This is a genomic window from Brenneria goodwinii, from assembly GCF_002291445.1.
Classification (GTDB): Bacteria; Pseudomonadota; Gammaproteobacteria; order Enterobacterales; family Enterobacteriaceae; genus Brenneria; species Brenneria goodwinii.
Map to the genome: position 1 here is coordinate 3,154,339 of NZ_CP014137.1, position 16,374 is coordinate 3,170,712.

12 protein-coding genes and 2 pseudogenes are annotated in these 16,374 nt (G+C 54.2%); 1 reads left to right on the plus strand and 13 read right to left on the minus strand.

Translation table 11 applies throughout. The annotated features are described in order from the left end of the window. Positions 1–181: 181 nt before the first annotated feature. The gene (locus tag ACN28R_RS14045; RefSeq protein ID WP_236840139.1) at positions 182–3,283 is read right to left on the minus strand and encodes an AMP-binding protein; all 3,102 of its coding nucleotides are present in this window, start codon (positions 3,281–3,283) and stop codon (positions 182–184) included. A 450-nt stretch (positions 3,284–3,733) separates the two neighbouring features. Here ACN28R_RS14045 and ACN28R_RS14050 point away from each other — a divergent pair. Next, a pseudogene (locus ACN28R_RS14050) lies at positions 3,734–3,880 on the plus strand (nucleotidyl transferase AbiEii/AbiGii toxin family protein); the annotation flags it as partial. A gap of 707 nt (positions 3,881–4,587) precedes the next feature. On the opposite strand, the pseudogene ACN28R_RS14055 reads toward ACN28R_RS14050, so the two are convergent. The 12 genes and pseudogenes from ACN28R_RS14055 to ACN28R_RS14110 form a co-directional block, all read right to left on the minus strand. Next, a pseudogene (locus ACN28R_RS14055) lies at positions 4,588–4,683 on the minus strand (GNAT family N-acetyltransferase); the annotation flags it as partial. A gap of 44 nt (positions 4,684–4,727) precedes the next feature. After that, the gene (locus ACN28R_RS14060) at positions 4,728–5,894 is read right to left on the minus strand and encodes a nucleotide sugar dehydrogenase (RefSeq protein WP_095834725.1); all 1,167 of its coding nucleotides are present in this window, start codon (positions 5,892–5,894) and stop codon (positions 4,728–4,730) included. An 81-nt stretch (positions 5,895–5,975) separates the two neighbouring features. After that, positions 5,976–6,356, minus strand: a complete 381-nt coding sequence (gene arnF / locus ACN28R_RS14065; protein ID WP_095834726.1) for a 4-amino-4-deoxy-L-arabinose-phosphoundecaprenol flippase subunit ArnF — start codon at positions 6,354–6,356, stop codon at positions 5,976–5,978. After that, entirely contained in the window at positions 6,353–6,679 is a 327-nt protein-coding gene (gene arnE, locus ACN28R_RS14070) for a 4-amino-4-deoxy-L-arabinose-phosphoundecaprenol flippase subunit ArnE (protein WP_095835805.1), read from the minus strand. The genes arnF and arnE overlap by 4 nt, the downstream gene beginning before the upstream one ends. A gap of 2 nt (positions 6,680–6,681) precedes the next feature. Beyond that, complete coding sequence (arnT, locus tag ACN28R_RS14075; RefSeq protein WP_095834727.1) at positions 6,682–8,340, minus strand: lipid IV(A) 4-amino-4-deoxy-L-arabinosyltransferase; 1,659 nt, start codon at positions 8,338–8,340, stop codon at positions 6,682–6,684. Beyond that, complete coding sequence (gene arnD / locus ACN28R_RS14080; RefSeq protein WP_095834728.1) at positions 8,337–9,239, minus strand: 4-deoxy-4-formamido-L-arabinose-phosphoundecaprenol deformylase; 903 nt, start codon at positions 9,237–9,239, stop codon at positions 8,337–8,339. The genes arnT and arnD overlap by 4 nt, the downstream gene beginning before the upstream one ends. Then, positions 9,239–11,218: a bifunctional UDP-4-amino-4-deoxy-L-arabinose formyltransferase/UDP-glucuronic acid oxidase ArnA gene (gene arnA, locus ACN28R_RS14085; protein WP_095834729.1), complete on the minus strand. Its 1,980-nt coding sequence runs from the start codon at positions 11,216–11,218 to the stop codon at positions 9,239–9,241. Before arnA ends, arnD begins: the two co-directional genes overlap by 1 nt. After that, on the minus strand, positions 11,215–12,198 hold the full coding sequence (gene arnC / locus ACN28R_RS14090; RefSeq protein ID WP_048636000.1) for an undecaprenyl-phosphate 4-deoxy-4-formamido-L-arabinose transferase: 984 nt from the start codon (positions 12,196–12,198) through the stop codon (positions 11,215–11,217). The genes arnA and arnC overlap by 4 nt, the downstream gene beginning before the upstream one ends. After that, positions 12,199–13,335: a UDP-4-amino-4-deoxy-L-arabinose aminotransferase gene (arnB, locus tag ACN28R_RS14095; RefSeq protein WP_095834730.1), complete on the minus strand. Its 1,137-nt coding sequence runs from the start codon at positions 13,333–13,335 to the stop codon at positions 12,199–12,201. 47 nt (positions 13,336–13,382) lie between these two features. Then, positions 13,383–14,210: a MipA/OmpV family protein gene (locus ACN28R_RS14100; protein WP_095834731.1), complete on the minus strand. Its 828-nt coding sequence runs from the start codon at positions 14,208–14,210 to the stop codon at positions 13,383–13,385. Between the two features lie 255 nt (positions 14,211–14,465). Beyond that, on the minus strand, positions 14,466–15,656 hold the full coding sequence (locus ACN28R_RS14105; RefSeq protein WP_095834733.1) for a sensor histidine kinase: 1,191 nt from the start codon (positions 15,654–15,656) through the stop codon (positions 14,466–14,468). Positions 15,657–15,668: 12 nt separating this feature from the next. Beyond that, positions 15,669–16,367, minus strand: coding sequence for a response regulator (locus ACN28R_RS14110; RefSeq protein WP_048636003.1), 699 nt, complete (start codon positions 16,365–16,367; stop codon positions 15,669–15,671). Positions 16,368–16,374: the final 7 nt, after the last annotated feature.

Here is a 16,374-nt window from a genome sequence, read left to right on the forward strand (position 1 = left end):
CCCTCTAATTTACATTAAAAGATGTATTTACGATTTTTATTAAATACTCTAGATAATTCGAATTTGCAGAAAGGCCGCGAGCAAGAGAATCCCGACGAACTTACACAGGTAAGTAATTAGGATGAGTGAGCGCGCCAACGCATTAGCAACTTGAAGTATGACGAGTATAAATTAATTATTTTTACTGAGTCATTTTAGTAATTAACATAATATACTCGTCAGAAAGGCATTTAATTTCTTCTGCGCTAAATGCTTTTTTATGATAATTGAAGCAGATTTTCAGACTATCTCCCTCATTGACAGATAATGTCAAATCCACTTTGGCTAGAGAAGACTCAATCGGGTTAACTTGAATCTCAATCTCATCAATCTTAACCATTGCAGGCATCGCGGCTAAATAATTAAAACAGACCGGCGCGTAAAGTATTTCGTCCCAGCCATAAGTACGAATATCGCTATGCAGAACGTCATAAGGAAGCGTCTGATTATCCAAAATTCCGTACATTCTGTTTCGACAATGCGCAAGCAAAGTATCAATATCATCGTCAGGATCGATCTTGTCGTAATACGTCACGCGATTAACAAAACAACCCAGCAACGCCGTTTCTTCGTAAAGCATGCGATTGGATACTGGAATACCAATAGGTACATGTCGATAGCGCGTGCAAGTATTCAGCAACAGATTAAATGCCGTCAGCATGCAAACAAACACCGTGGTTTGATGATTTTTAGCAAAGACCCTGAGCGAGTGCGTCAATTCTTCTGGCACGGCGCACCACAGATTTTCACCTTCCTGATCGTCCCGGAGAGCAAACAGAGCAGCATCGGCGCCGTTATGCACGTATTCTGCTAAAGTGTGCAGCCAAAACTGTCTTTCCTGCGGGTAGCGCACCGGCTCAATGAATTGCTGCTGCCAGTGGCGATACTGCTGATAGCTTTTTCCTTGACCGAGCTTAAAATGACGATCGCCCGCGCGATAGGCTCGTACGTAATGAATAAACTGCTGGAAAAATAACTCGATAGAGTCATGATCGAACACGGTATGATGCACCTGCACCAATAGAATATGCTGATGATCCGTTGGGGAAAATAACCTGATAAAAATTAATGGATTGCGTTCCACATCCATCTCTGGCGACCCGGCCGTTTCCAGTAGCGTCTCATCGTTCACCTCGCCAGAGACGAACACGTTGGCATGACATTGCTGACGTATAATGTTTAAAGCAGAAGTGGGATATGCACCCTCACGGCAACTGATGCTATCAAGATCAAATCGGCTACGCAGCACCGGATTATTTTCCAAAATTTGCTGAATACACCATTCCAACTCCGCAATATGTAACGGCCCACGCAGCGTTAAACGAAATGCAATCTGATAGGTTCTTGGATCAGGGCTGATTTGATCCAAGGTCAAAAAATAACGTTGTTCACTCGAAAGGGACGCCGTTTCTGTGCCGTCATCAGAGAAAGCCGGCGCTTCATCGTTGGCGTAGTAAGGCACGATAAATGATAAGAGATGAGGTGTGGCATTATGGAAAAACAAAGAATAATCGATATCACTGAACAACCTGCGCCGAATTATCTGCCTGGCCTGAATAACCTGCAACGAACTACCACCGAGATCAAAGAAATTATCATCGGCGCCTAAATCGCGAAATCCCAGTACATCCTGAAATATATCAATCAATTCCTGCTCAAGTTCATTAGCTGGCTGACGAGGAGCATAACTCAGCGCCGGCCGCACAGGACAAGGTAAGGGCAGGCGCTTAAGATCCAATTTTCCATTGGGCAGCTTTGGTAATGTTTCAATGAAGATAAAGTGCGAAGGGATCATCGTCGCAGGTAGCTGCGGCTGCAAAAAATTCCTGATTTCATTGGCTGAAATAAATGAATCCGAGGAGACCAGGTAAGCACTCAATCGTGTAGAGCCGGTATCTTCATTAATCGGCCGAACCAAGGCCTGACTAATTCTGGCGTCCTCACGCAAGGCGATTTCAATCTCTTCTGGATTAATACGCACCCCATTTATCTTGATCTGGCGATCAAGACGCCCCTGATAGACAATCTCACCGCATGAATTGAATTTTCCCAGATCGCCCGTACGGTGGCCGCGATAGCATACATTTTCGCTTTCATATGTGAAAAAACGTTGCTGAGTCAAAACATCACGATTGATGTAACCTCGAGCGACCCCCTCCCCTACAATGCAGATTTCCCCGCTTTGTCCAGCGCTGACCGGTATCAAATTCTCATCAACAATGAGTATTTTGCTGCCTCGCAAAGCTTTCCCCAAGGTAACCGCTTTCTGTTTTTCCATGCGGGCAAAAGAACCGTTAGCCGTCGCTTCTGTAGGACCGTAAAGGTTATACACCTTCGCATCCGGGCATTGTTCAAAAGTCCGTTCCTTGAGATCAAAAGGGACAGGCTCACCGGAAAGAAATACGGTTCCAGGCAGGCGTAAGGCGCCGCCGCTCTCACGATGATAACGCAGCAATTCATCCCATACGGTCGGAACACAATAGAGCGCTCCCGACGGATGTTTCCCATACCACGCCAGTAATTTCTCAGGTTCATGCAAACTGTTAGCCGGCAAAATATGTAACGTATCGCCACGCAGCAGAGGAGCATAAAGCTGTGTAACCGCCGCGGCAAAACTCAAGGTGGAAGTCAACGGCAATACGGCCTGGGTTTCTGGCCAAAGATCTTGATTGAACCAATCCAGGTAATAACTCAGATTGCGGTGTTCTATAGCAACCCCTTTCGGCGTCCCGGTTGAACCCGAAGTGTACAAAACATAAGCAAGATCGCTTGCTTGCACCGCGGGCAGAGTGACGGTTGGCGCCTCATCCGGATAATGGATGTCTTCCAAAGCCAACGTAGAGGGAAATAGTTTTTCGATCCCCGTCTTGTTGATGACAGAATGCGTGGTGAGCAGTAAAAAGGCGGCAGCATCATCAAGGATTTTGGCTATCCTCTCATTCGGCATAAAGTGAGATAAGGGGATGTAGGTGTAGCCCGCCTTGAGAATGGCCAGCAGCACGACAGGCATCATCAGGCCAGGCTCCAGATAGACGGCTACTTTTCCTCGAGAATATTCAGGATAGGAAGCTAACAGATAGCCCGCCAATAGGTTAGATTGATGCTCTAATTGACCATAACTCAACGTTTGTCCACAAAAAATAGCGGCGGTTTTATCCGGTTGTTGAATTGACCATGCTGAAATAATCTCAAAAATAGGTTCTCGATAGTTGTTACTATTAGCAATCATATCTATATTTTTCATCCATGTTTTTCATCCATATTTTCATCAGTCCTCTGTCGTTATAAAAACCGCAGAAAACCAAGAAAACAAAACAGAAAACACATTTATTAGAAATAATAATCACAGCTAAAACTCAGTTCACAAAATAGCCGCTTAATAAATTAATTTTGATTATAAAAATAATGAGAGGCTAATAACAAAAGAGCAAAAATCAAAATGATTCCAAATGTAAATCATAGATAATTCTCTAAAAAAACCTTGTCCAAAAAAAACACAAAATAAAAAATAACCAAATGATTTATTTACAGAAAAATCAAAAAAATCACCAATACAAAATCCGTTACAAATAATCATTTAATATGATCATTTAAAGGGGAGTGAATTGTAAAATAAAAAGGACTTACTACAGGATTTAAATAACTATTATGAAGAGATAATTATGAGCCAGATCATAGTCGGTAAGTTTCAATATTGCAGGATTTCCCTCGCCTATCGGTAGATATCGATCTGGTTTATAAGACCTTCATGGACCGTGATACCGATCTCGCTGCCATCGACGATGCATTGATGCGTATTACTGAATCGCTGAACAGCAGACCGGGGATCACCGCTATCCGGGACATGTAGACTGGAGGTTCCGCTGGCAGTCGGAATGGCAAAGGCAGCGCCCACTCTCTGACGGTATTTCTCAGCGAACTCTTTCACCACGGCTTCCGGAGATTGCTGTACCGAAATCATCATCTGGAATAGATCTTCCTTCGTGATGTTCGGAAAAATAGTTTTGCGATTAGCTTGGGGAATGACTGGCGATGATCCATCCACTGCCAATTTATGGTTAACTACGCTACCATCTGGCATAGCCAACGGTGTCATGATGAAGTCTGTCTTCATTTATTTAACCCCATGTTAATAAGCGCCATTTTGATGCATGCGCCAACAAGTGGACTTAAGCGGAAGTTAAACTGCAATCTGGGTTGAATTTCTCTCTCTGTTTCTTGTTGAGTCCACATAGTGCGTAAGTCAAAAGCACCGAATATTTATAATCGCTCAGCCTTTTTGTAAACAGTCTCATTATTAGTCAATAACACCGCACAAGGACCAAACCCCATAGCGGTGAAATCTACCAGCGTTACAATCTCATCATTACGAGCGACAGTTTTCAGGTCGGCCAAATTTTCCCAACGAGTATTGTGTAATAAAAAACTGATAGGGCAATCATCCGTCCCCAATGCTGACGAGACAATTCGCCAAGCACCGATGCGGAACTGAACCGTAACGTATGGTTATTCCGGGTGGTATTCAGTGGTCTTCGTCAGACACTCCCATCAAATCTCCAACGTCACCATCAACATCAACGGCTCCATCGGCGAAGGCTCGCCTCCCACCCGCAGATAAAATTCCCGCGCCGCATCAGACAGCGCTCACGCCAACATTCCGCGTACCGACCGTTATGCCAAAAACAAGATCAATCGGCGCCAAACAGATCGCGGGTATAGACTCTGTCGGCCACATCGGACAATTCTTCCGCCATGCGGTTAGAGATAATCATGTCCGCCACTTGCTTAAATTCCGCCAGATCATTGATCACTCGCGAACGGAAAAAGCGATCTTCCTGCAGCACCGGCTCATAAACGACAACTTCGACGCCTTTCTCTTTGATCCGTTTCATTACCCCCTGAATCGCTGAAGCCCTGAAATTATCCGAGCCGCTTTTCATTACCAGACGATAAACGCCGACAACTTTAGGGTTACGTTTGAGAACAGATTCGGCGATAAAATCTTTCCTTGTGCGATTGGCATCAACAATAGCGCTGATTAATTTATTGGGAACATTGGTATAATTGGCCAGCAACTGTTTCGTGTCTTTAGGCAGGCAATAACCGCCATAGCCAAACGATGGGTTATTGTAATGTTTACCGATGCGCGGATCTAATCCAACGCCTTCGATAATCTGTTTGCTATTCAGGCAATGAATCTGCGCATAACTATCCAGCTCATTAAAATAGGCCACACGCATCGCCAAATAGGTATTGGCAAATAATTTAATGGCCTCGGCCTCCGTTGAGTGGGTAAAGAGCACCGGCACCTCTTTTTTTATCGCGCCCTGCAATAATAATGAAGCAAATTGAGATGCGCGGGCGGAGCATTCCCCGATAACGATACGCGACGGATAAAGATTATCGTATAAGGCTTTTCCTTCACGTAAAAATTCAGGAGAGAAAATAATATTGCTGAAATGATACTTATCACGCAACTGGTTAGTATAACCAACCGGTACGGTTGATTTTATCACGATTACCGCATCTGGATTAATCTTCATGATATCCTGGATAACCGACTCGACCGACTGCGTATTAAAATAATTCGTTTGGGGATCGTAGTCGGTCGGCGTAGCGACAATAATAAATTTTGCATCGCTATAAGCGAACGCTTTATCTGTCGTGGCCTGAAAGTTTAGCTTTTTATTTAATAAAAAATCCTCAATCTCCTTATCAACGATAGGCGATAATTTATCGTTGAGAAGATGCACTTTTTTTTCATCGATATCCAAAGCCACGACATCGTTATGTTGCGCCAGTAAAACGGCATTGGACAGACCAACGTATCCCGTTCCTGCAATTGCTATTTTCATTTTTTAACCATCAAGATTGTATTTTAGCGCTGAGTCAGACGTCCGCCGCTAGCGGGTAACATCGCGTTTTACCGCGTGCCGTCACGAATCAGGTTTACCTGGCCGAACGCACATGCACAGCAGGCCCAGCAAGATCAGCACGACGCCGGCCAGCGCCCCCGGATGAAAGGGTTCGGCAAATGCGGGCAACAGAATGGCCAGCATCCACACCAGCACATAACTCAGGCTGAGCACCGGGTAGGCGCGGCTAAGCGGCAGCCGCCGTAAAGCGAGCAGCCAGCACAGCATGGAAAGCCCGTAGGCGATTAATCCCCCGCACAGAACCAGAGCAGGCCGCAGCGAAATGCTCCGCCACTCGGCGATGGCATCCACGCCCGGCAGTTGCACCATGGCCCAGCGCAGCATCAATTGGGCCGCCGTAACCAACATGACGCTGCACAGCGCCTGCCCATATCCCTTCATGCGTAACTCCCGATCACCGCCACGCCCGCCACAATCAGCAATGTGCCAAGCCACTGCAGACGAGACATTTTTTCACGCCAGAAGAGTCTGGCCGCCAGGGCCACCAGAATAAAGTTGATGCTCAGCATCGGATACGCCAGGCTTACCGGCAGACGCTGCAGCACCAGCAGCCATGTCGCCATGCCGCAGCCCAGAAAAGCCAGGCTGACCAGCAGCCAGCCGGTCAACGACGCGCGCTTCGCCTGGCGCGCCGCCTGTTTCTGGCACATCTGACCGGCGCAGCTCAACAGGCTGGTTAGCAGCAGCACAAGGAGCAGACTCAGCTTCATGGCGCGGCCCGGTATTGCAGAAACAGCATCTGATCGGCGCGATAAATAATATCGGCAAGAGGCAGATCGGCAGGCGCCGGCTCGCCGCGATCCAGTCGCAACACCAGCGAAACCGCGCCCTGTTTACGATGAGCGGCCAGCCAGCGGCGAAAATCGGCGTTAGTAATGTAACGTGACTGCGCATCGGGGTAACTCAGCCCGTACTGAAGCTCGCCCTGCTTATCGTAGAAAATAATATCGCCGCGCTGGAGCGTCCATGCGATCGCCGACGCAACGCCGGAATTGTCGCTCAGGATGTAGCGGCTGTCGGCGAGCGGGTCGGCGATGCTGCGAACAAAGGTCTGAGGCTGTTTGCTGTTTCGCACGCTTTGCGGTATCGCCGCGCCGACGCACAGCGCCAGCGCCAGCGGGCAAAGCGCGGCGGCCAACCAACGTCCCCTTTGCGGCTTCAGGCTTAGCGCGCCGGCTAACGCCCAGCCGGCGAATGACGCGACCGCCAACGCCAGCGGGATCATCTCATGCTGCCGGTAAAGAGCATGACCACCGACGCCCCAGGGCGCCAGCACCAGCAGCAGGGCCGCCATGCCTGCGCAGCCGAACAGGACATTAATCCAGGCGTTCAGTTTCAGGGTATTACCGGCCTGCCCGGCGAGCATGCGCCCATGCCGGGCCATCAGAATCGCCAGGGGCGCAAAGCACGGCAGGATATAGGTCGGCAGTTTGCCCTTGGCGATGCTGAAGAACAGAAACGCAACGATCGCCCAGCAGAGCAAATACCGCCCGCCGGGCGCGTCGGCGCGTTGCCGCCAGCCCTGATAAAGCGCGCCCGGCAGCAGCGCCAGCCAGGGAAGCGCCCCGACCAGCAGCACCGGCAGGTAATACCAGAACGGCGCTTTGTGCTGGGCGTCTGACTCCGCGAAGCGCTGGATGTGTTCAACCCAAAAAAAGTAGCGCCAGAAATCCGGCTGTTGCTGATGAACGGCCAGCGCCCAGGGAGCGCTCAGCAGCGCGGCGCTTAACACGGCAAGCGGGCCGTAAACCAGCAGTTCCCAGAAACGGCGCTGCCAGATGGCCCAGGGGACAATAGCCAGCACCGGTACCGCCAGCGCCAAAAATCCTTTGGTCATAAACCCCATGCCACAGGCCAAACCCAGCAGCAAATAGCCAGCCACGCGCTGTTTTACGCCAACGGCCCCGGCCGCCAACCAGTAGCTGCACATCGCGGCGACCAGCCACAGCGACAGCATGGGATCGAGCACCGAGTAAGTCCCCACGCCGTAAACCAGCAGCGCGGTCAGAAAGATGACGCTGGCGGTCAGCGCAAGCGCGCGATCGGCATAGATGCGCCGTCCCAGCCAGTACACCAGCAGCGCGCTCAGCAGCGTTGAAAATACAGAACCGATGCGCACCGCAAAATTATTGTGACCAAACAGCCACTGGCCGACAGTGTTGAACCAGTAACCCGCCGCCGGCTTCTCGAAATAACGCAGGCCGAAGAAATGCGGCGTCACCCAATTGCCGTTTTGCAACATTTCCCGGCTGATTTCCGCATAGCGCGTTTCATCGGGTTGCCAGAGATCTCTGAACTCAAGCGGAACCAGGTAATACAAAATCAACAGCGCAAACAGGAGAAAACCTTTACCAGCGGCCGTCATTCCATTTTCTCCATCAGTTTTTCACAACCCAGCCACCCTTCACGGCCCGGAATATGTCGGCGTACCACCGTTCCCGTCGGCAGTTGAGTCAAATCCTGCGGCAGCAGATCGCCGAGAGGACAAAACTGTAGCCCCTGCGCTTTGCCGCGCTGAAGCAAGTCGTCGAATGCGCTGAACTGACTGATGCCTTCCACTTCGGCGTGAATGGTGTATACCGGCGTACCGCTATCCGCCTGCATACGCGCGAGGATGAAGTCGTTATAACCATCGGCGCCGACGGCCTGGCCCACCGCTTCGTCCCACGTCGGTAACGTGACCGGAACCTGTACGGCGCCTAACTGACCACCGCTGAGGAGCGGCCGGAAAGGCGCGGTTCCGCGGCAGTCGCTGTTATAACGAAAGCCAAACGCTTGTTTGACCTCCGTGACCCGGCCGTCGGCGCGCCAGCCGGCTACCGCGGAGCAGGTCACCGGTTGTTCAACGATCTTTTCCAGCGCCGCTAAACCGTAGGCAATCTGCTGCCAGAGTTGCTCTTTTGACCAGCCGCCGGCCCAGGTTTGCCAGGCAAAATGGTCCCAGGCGTGTAACCCTACTTCATGGCGATCGGCCGCGGCGCGGATCACGTCCCCCAGCCCATCGCCGATGACTCTGCCCGGCCAGGCCGTGCCTGCCAGCAGAATATCCCAGCCATACAGCGAGGCCGCGCGTGAGCGCAGCATTTTCCATAAAAACCGGGGTTTCATCAGGCGCCACAGGTGACGCCCCATGTTATCCGGGCCGACGCTGAAGAAAAACGTCGCCCGGATATCATGCCTGTCGAACAGCGCCAGCAGCGCCGGAACGCCCAGTTGCGTACCGCGCCAGGTATCGACGTCGACCCGCAAACCGACCTTCTTCATCAAGGCTCCTCCGGCAGATCAACGGTGCGCAGGAAGAAATCAAGCGTGTTTTCAATGGTGGTGTTCATCTCAACCGTCGGGGTCCATTCCAGCAGGCGGCGGGCGTTGCGAATGGAAGGCTTACGGTGTTCGACATCCTGATAGCCTTTTCCGTAGTAGCTGCCGCTTTCCACCTCCTGGATGCCGGCAAACGGCGGGAAACTTGCGCGCAGCGGATGACGCTCAAAGCTGGCAAGCAGCCGCTCCGCCAGCTCCTTGATGCTGGCTTCGTTATCCGGATTGCCGATATTGATGATCTGTCCGTCGCAGTTCCGATGCTTGTTTTCGATGATGCGGAACAGCGCTTCGATGCCGTCGCTGATATCGGTGAAGCAGCGTTTCTGCCTGCCGCCGTCAACCAGCTTGATGGGCGAACCTTCCACCAGATTCAGAATTAACTGGGTAATCACGCGCGAACTGCCGATGCGGGCGGCGTTCAGGCTATCAAGACGCGGCCCCATCCAGTTGAATGGGCGGAACAGGGTAAAACGCAGTCCTTCTTTCTCGCCGTAAGCCCAGATGATGCGGTCCAGCAGCTGTTTGGATACCGAGTAAATCCAGCGCGGCTTGTTAATGGGGCCGACCACCAATTTTGAATGGTCCTCATCAAAACTGTCGTCGGTACACATGCCGTACACTTCCGAGGTGGACGGAAAGATGATGCGCTTACCGTATTTCACACAGCCGCGGATGATCTTCAGGTTTTCTTCAAAGTCGAGCTCAAACACGCGCAACGTATTACGGGTGTATTCGATCGGCGTGGCGATCGCCACCAGCGGCAGGATGACGTCACATTTTTTAATGTGGTATTCGATCCATTCGGAATGAATGCTGACATCCCCCTCAACAAACTGAAAGCGCGGGTGGCCCACAAAACGGCTGATGGCGTCAGAGCTAATGTCCAGACCAAAGACCTCGAAGTTTTCCTCTTTGAGTAAGCGCTCGGTCAGGTGGTTGCCGATAAAGCCGTTCACCCCCAGGATCAGTACGCGCGTGCGGCGTTTAACGGCGGCCGCGGGCTGGGAACATAGCCGCGCGCCGGGCACCACGCCCAGGCTTTGCGCCAATTGGCAACCATTCATGCAGACGCCGTTGTCCGTCTGACCGGTCAGCACTTCCAGCGCGCCGTCTTTGCAGGCGATGACGAAGGGATCGGCGGACAGCACGGTGCCGGGATTGGCCTGAGTATGGTCCGATAAGATCCGGCTTTTCCAGATGACGAATTTTGACGATCCCGCCCAGGTAAAGGCGCCCGGCCAGGGATCGGTGACCGCACGCACCAGATTATGAATGTCCCGGGCGGGCAGCGACCAGTTGATACGCCCGTCCTCCGGCGTGCGGCGGCGGACGACCGTCGCCTCGACCTCGTTCTGGCTGCGCCCCTCAAGCCGTCCCTGTTTGATGGCCGGCAGGCTGTCCGCCAGTAAATGACGCGCGCACCGCACCAGTTTATGGTGCAGCGTCAGCGCATCGTCCTCATCGGCAATATTCACGGCCTGCTGCGCGATAATGTCGCCGGCATCGGCGCGCATGATCATACGATGCAGCGTTATGCCAGTCTCGCGCTCTCCGTTGGCGATAGCCCAGTTGAGGGGCGCCCGGCCGCGGTATTTCGGCAACAGGGAGCCGTGTAAGTTAAAAGCGCCGATCTTTGCGCAGTTTAAAATGCTGTCGCTCAGCAGCACGCGGTAATAAAACGAGAACAGAATGTCCGGCTCCATCGCGTTAATGCGCTCGATCCACAATGGGTGGTTAACGTCGTCAGGGGCATAGACCGGAATGCCTTTCTCGGCGGCGATGCGCGCCACCGAGCCAAAAAAGTGATTTTCAGCGGCCGAATCGGCATGGGTAAAAATGGCGCGGATGGTATAGCCTGCCTCAAGCAGCGCGTTGATGCCCGCACAGCCCATATCGTGGTAAGCGAAGACGATGGTTTTCATTGTTCGGTTTCCTGTACTGAAGCGTCTTTCTGATGATGGATAACGCGTTGGATAAAATAGCGGGGCCGCGCCCGTACATCGTTGTAGATACGGCCGATATATTCGCCAAGCAGGCCCATACCGATGAACTGGGCGCCGACGAACATAAACAACACCGCGAAAAGCATGAATACGCCGTCCCCTGCCCACTCCGCGCCCAGAAACAGACGCAGCGCGACCAGCAGGACGGAGAACGCGAATCCGGCCAGGGCGATCAGGCTGCCCAGCACGCTTAACATGCGCAGCGGCGTGGTGGTCAGGCAGGTCACCAGGTCATACATCAGGTTGATGAGCCGCATAAAGCTATACTTGGAATTGCCGAATTCACGTTCGGCATGCGTCACCGGCAGCTCCGTTGCGCGGCGCGCGAAGGTGTTGGCGAGAATAGGAATAAAGGTGCTGCGTTCATGGCAGTTCAGCATGGCGTCAACGATGTGACGACGGTAGGCGCGCAGCATACAGCCGTAATCCCCCATCGCTTTGCCGGTTACGCGTTGAATCAGGTGGTTGATGGCGCGTGACGCACGGCGGCGGAACCAACTGTCCTGCCGGTTCTGCCGCACCGTTCCCACCACGTCATAGCCTTCCTGGGCCGCCGCCGCCAGCCGGGGGATCTCTTCGGGCGGGTTCTGCAAATCGGCATCCAGCGTAATGATAAGGTCGCCGCTGACGTAGCTGAATCCGGCCATGATGGCTGAATGCTGCCCATAGTTGCGGTTAAGCAGGATCGCCACGATATGGCTGCCGGGCCGGTCGGCCGCCGCGGAAATCATGTCGGCGGAAAGATCCTGACTGCCGTCGTCAACCAGTAAAATTTCATATTCCAGGCCCAGACCGCGACAGGCGCCGTCCGTACGTCGAATCAGTTCCGGTAAACTTTCCTGTTCGTTAAACACAGGAATGACCACCGACACTTTATTAATCGTTTTTTCTTCAGTCATTTAAACCCCGGCTAGCCTGCGAAGCGCGCTAATGACGCGCTCGACGTCACCGTCCGTCATAGCGGGAAAAAGGGGGATGGAGCAGATACGTTGGCTGTTCCACTCCGTTGCCGGCAGCGACACGTCGGGGTAGCGTTCGCGATAATATTTATGCGTATGCGCGGCGCGAAAATGCAGTCCGGTGCCAATGCCCTGCTCTTTGAGCGACTGCATCAGGGCATCGCGCGTGATGCCGCAGGTTGCTTCATCAACGCGGATGATAAACAGGTGCCAGGCATGCCGGTGCGGCCAGGCCGGCGCCTCGAGCGGGGAAAAAGGCGTCTCTTTTAACGCTTGAAGATAACGCTGCGCGATGGCCGTTCTTCGCGCATTGATGTGCGGCAGCCTTTCAAGCTGAACCAGCGCGATGGCCGCGCTGATATCCGGCAGATTGTATTTAAAGCCGGGCGTGATGACTTCCGCCTGCGGCTGACGGCCATGCGTCTGGCGATCGAACGCGTCCACGCCCAGCCCATGAAATTTCAGCATGCGGATACGCTCGGCCAGATCGGCGTCGTCGGTGACAACCAGTCCGCCTTCCGCGCATGACATGTTTTTGATGGCGTGGAAAGAGAAAATCGCCGTACCGCGATCGCCCACGTGATGCCCTTTATAAAAGGCGCCCGCCGCATGCGCGGCATCTTCGATAACGGCAATACCGTAGCGTTCGCCCACCGCTCGGATGGCATCCAGATCGGCCGGGGCGCCCGCGTAATGCACCGGAACGATCGCCCGGGTACGCGGGGTGATGGCGGCCTCAATGGCTTCGGGCGTCACCATCAGCGTGTCGCGGTCGACATCGATCATTACCGGCGTGGCGCCAAGTAACGAGATGATATTGATGGTGGACACCCAGGTCAGCGAGGGGGTGATCACCTCCTCGCCGGGTTGCAGGCCGAGAGCCGTCAGGGTAACGTGCATACCGGCCGTGGCGGAGCTCACGGCGATGGCATGTTGATTTCCCGTGAGCCGGCAAAATGCGCGTTCAAGTTCGGCGCATTTCGGTCCTGTGGTAATCCAACCGGATTCAAACACCGCCTTTACCGCCGCCAACTCCCGCTCACCCAGCGAAGGTCGGGAAAAAGGAAGGAATGCCATGGAGTAAATTCCTTAAAGTCTATTGCCTACTACCGCCGTCCGTGGTCTCAGAACGTGTAATTCACCATCGCGAAGCCCGTCACGCCGGTATTGCCTTCCACCAGCGGGCTATGGTGCGCCCGGTCGCTGAATTCCATCAGGTTCACCCCCATGAACAGCGTCCAGTTCCGATCGAAATCGTGCTGCCAGTCGATCGACGCCGAATAGGCATAAACCCCGGATCGCGCGTTGAAACGGGAAAAACGCGAATTGCGTTGCTGCTGCTCGCTCACGCCGAAGTAAGTACGGTTGTAGCGGCCGTCGCCCGCATGCATATTGACGCCCAGGGTGACGGTATCGCCGCCGTCGCGCAGGACGGTGCCTTCCAGCCCCAGCCGATAACGATTCCCGCGCTCGTAGCCCGCCACGCGAAACTCGGCTTCGCCATTGATCGCCAGCCAGGAGGTGATTCGCTGCGATACCAGCAAGTCGGCGGTGGTCGCCCCTTTGACTTCCCCCATGCCGCGCAGTCGTTTGGAACCCGGCCGCCAGGTACTCTCTTTCTCTTTACGTCCGGGGTCGTAAGACAGCGCGCCGCTGACATAAAACCCGCTGTCGGTGAGATACTCCGCGCCGATGCCGCGCAGCGTATCGGCAAAAAAGATGCCGCGCGAAATGCTTAACTCCAGTTCGGGAGACACCCGCGTCTGACGCGCGCCCAGGTAACGCGGGCTGAAAGTCGCGCCGAGTCCCAAATTGACGTCAGTTTCATCGCCGAATAGGCTGGCAGGCGCCTGCGGTTCGGTTTGTTGCGCCTGCCCCACCAGCGGCAAGACCGCCAGAGCGCAGGCCAGACAGAGATATCGACGCATCGGGAAACTGTTTGCATTGCTCATTCGTACTCATCCTCAAGCTGAATAGAAACCGCAAGCAGTACACCAGCGTTCAGACAAGTTCCGACCGAGAAATGGTGAAGATTCTATGAAGAGAGGGAAAAAATTCCCTTAGCGCCTATCCCAGTAGGCGTTATTGGCGCAGCCAGTTTGGACACGGACAGCGCGCAGAACCCGGAGCGTACACGTAGTACGTGAGGATTTCGAGCACTGCCCAGGGCCAAAATGGCAAGTGAAATAGCCCTAATGGGTAGGCTCTTAGTCAGGCAGGTAAATAGTGACGCGCGCGCCGCCGCCGTCGCGGTTATGCACGGAAAGCAGGCCGTCGTGCGCCTGACAGATCGCCACGGCGACCGCTAATCCCAATCCGCTGCCGCCGGCGTGACGCGAACGAGAGCTTTCGGCGCGCCAGAAACGATCGCAGACGTGATCAAGGTGTTCCGGCGCGAAACCGGGGCCGTCGTCTTCCACCTCTATGTGCACGCCCTCGCCCTGCCGCCGGGCGCTCAGCCCGATCCAACTCCCTGACGCGGCATAGCGGATGGCGTTGTCGAGCAGGATCGACAGCACCTGTCCCACGCGATCGCGATCCGCCCGCACGCGCAGTTCCTGCGCCGCGTCCAGAGTAGCCCGCATCCGTAATGCCTGCAGACGCGGCGCGGCCCAGGCAATACGCTCTTCCAGCAGGGGACGCAGCGCAAATTCAGCGGGCGACAGCGCCAGTTGTCCGGCGGAGACCAGCGACAGCAGGTACAAGTCATCGATCAATCGGTTCAATTGATCCAGTTGGCCCATAATGAGTTGGAAATTCTGCGGCGTCGGTTCAAACACGCCGTCAAGCAGCGCTTGCAGACGCCCTTTGGCCGCCGTTAACGGCGTGCGCAACTCATGTGCGGTGGCCGCGCTGGACGCCTGCAATTCCCGCTCACGGCGCTCCAGCCGCTCGGCCATGCGGTTAAAATCGCTCGTCAGGCTACGGAGCGCCTCTGGCGTATGAGCCACCAGCGCCGCGCGCGCAGTAAAATCGCCTTGCGCGATTTGGTCCGCGGAGATCGCCACGGCGCTGAGCTGGCGCGACAAATGCAACGATACCCATACGCCGCCGCCCACGATCAGCGGAATCGACATCAGCACGAACACGCCGAAAAACAGCATGTCTTCGTGCTCGGCTTCATTGGTGAAGTATTCGCCGTACATATACTCGCCATAGATCTGCAGCAGGCGCTGCCGGTGCTCGGCCGGCTGGGCCTCCAACAGTTGCAGTTCCTGGCGTACCGGTTCGGGGATCGCCGCGCGCAGATGCGCCTCCCACCAGGAAAAACGCAGCCACATGCCGCCGCCCACCACCAGAATAGCCGCCATCGCCAAACCGATCATGCGCAGACTTATCCAGCGCCACAGCGGTTCAGCGGCGCGGCGTTCACTTTTATCTATGGCGCTTTTGTTCATAACACAATTTGTTCATAACGCATTGCTGAAACGATAGCCCAACCCGCGCACCGTCAGCAGAACATCGCGAATGCCGACCCGTTCCAGTTTGCGGCGCAAATTATAGATGTGCGCGTCGACCACGCGCTCCAGCGCATCGCTTTCCGGCAGACAGCCGGCAAGCAATTCCGCGCGTGAAAACATGCGCGTCGGACAGGCCATCAGCATCGCCAGCAGATTGAACTCGGTGCGCGTCAGATCGAGCGGTTGCCGAACGCCGTCGACGTCGACCGACGCCTGCACCGCATCGACATCCACAATTAAGTTGCCGTGATGCAGGCTGCGGGAGCGCGCCTGGGCGTTGTTGCCCCAGCGCCGCAGCACGGCATGGACGCGGGCGACCACTTCGCCGGGATTATAGGGTTTGACCACATAATCGTCGGCGCCATACAGCAATGAATTGATGCGATTGGATTCGCTGCCGACCGCCGTCACCATAATCACCGGCGTGGAAGCATGCTGGCGAATCGCCGCCAGCACATCGTTGCCGCTTAACCCCGGCAGCATGATATCCAGCAACACCAAGTCCGGCCGCCATTGCGCATGTTGTTCCAACGCCAGACGGCCATCGGCGACATGACGAGTCTGAAATCCCTCCCGGCTCAGGTAAGCGCTCAATACTTCAGCGCCGTCGAAATCATCTTCAACGATCAACACTCTTCGCTGGCTCATAGATTCT

Bases quoted from the DNA above. Each gene is read 5' to 3' on its own strand.
- arnD (WP_095834728.1), bottom strand. From the start codon at position 9,239: ATGAAGAAGGTCGGTTTGCGGGTCGACGTCGATACCTGGCGCGGTACG.
- arnF (WP_095834726.1), bottom strand. From the start codon at position 6,356: ATGAAGGGATATGGGCAGGCGCTGTGCAGCGTCATGTTGGTTACGGCG.
- ACN28R_RS14060 (WP_095834725.1), bottom strand. From the start codon at position 5,894: ATGAAAATAGCAATTGCAGGAACGGGATACGTTGGTCTGTCCAATGCC.
- ACN28R_RS14100 (WP_095834731.1), bottom strand. From the start codon at position 14,210: ATGAGCAATGCAAACAGTTTCCCGATGCGTCGATATCTCTGTCTGGCC.
- arnA (WP_095834729.1), bottom strand. From the start codon at position 11,218: ATGAAAACCATCGTCTTCGCTTACCACGATATGGGCTGTGCGGGCATC.
- arnB (WP_095834730.1), bottom strand. From the start codon at position 13,335: ATGGCATTCCTTCCTTTTTCCCGACCTTCGCTGGGTGAGCGGGAGTTG.
- arnT (WP_095834727.1), bottom strand. From the start codon at position 8,340: ATGACGGCCGCTGGTAAAGGTTTTCTCCTGTTTGCGCTGTTGATTTTG.
- arnC (WP_048636000.1), bottom strand. From the start codon at position 12,198: ATGACTGAAGAAAAAACGATTAATAAAGTGTCGGTGGTCATTCCTGTG.
- ACN28R_RS14045 (WP_236840139.1), bottom strand. From the start codon at position 3,283: ATGAAAAATATAGATATGATTGCTAATAGTAACAACTATCGAGAACCT.
- ACN28R_RS14110 (WP_048636003.1), bottom strand. From the start codon at position 16,367: ATGAGCCAGCGAAGAGTGTTGATCGTTGAAGATGATTTCGACGGCGCT.
- ACN28R_RS14105 (WP_095834733.1), bottom strand. From the start codon at position 15,656: ATGAACAAAAGCGCCATAGATAAAAGTGAACGCCGCGCCGCTGAACCG.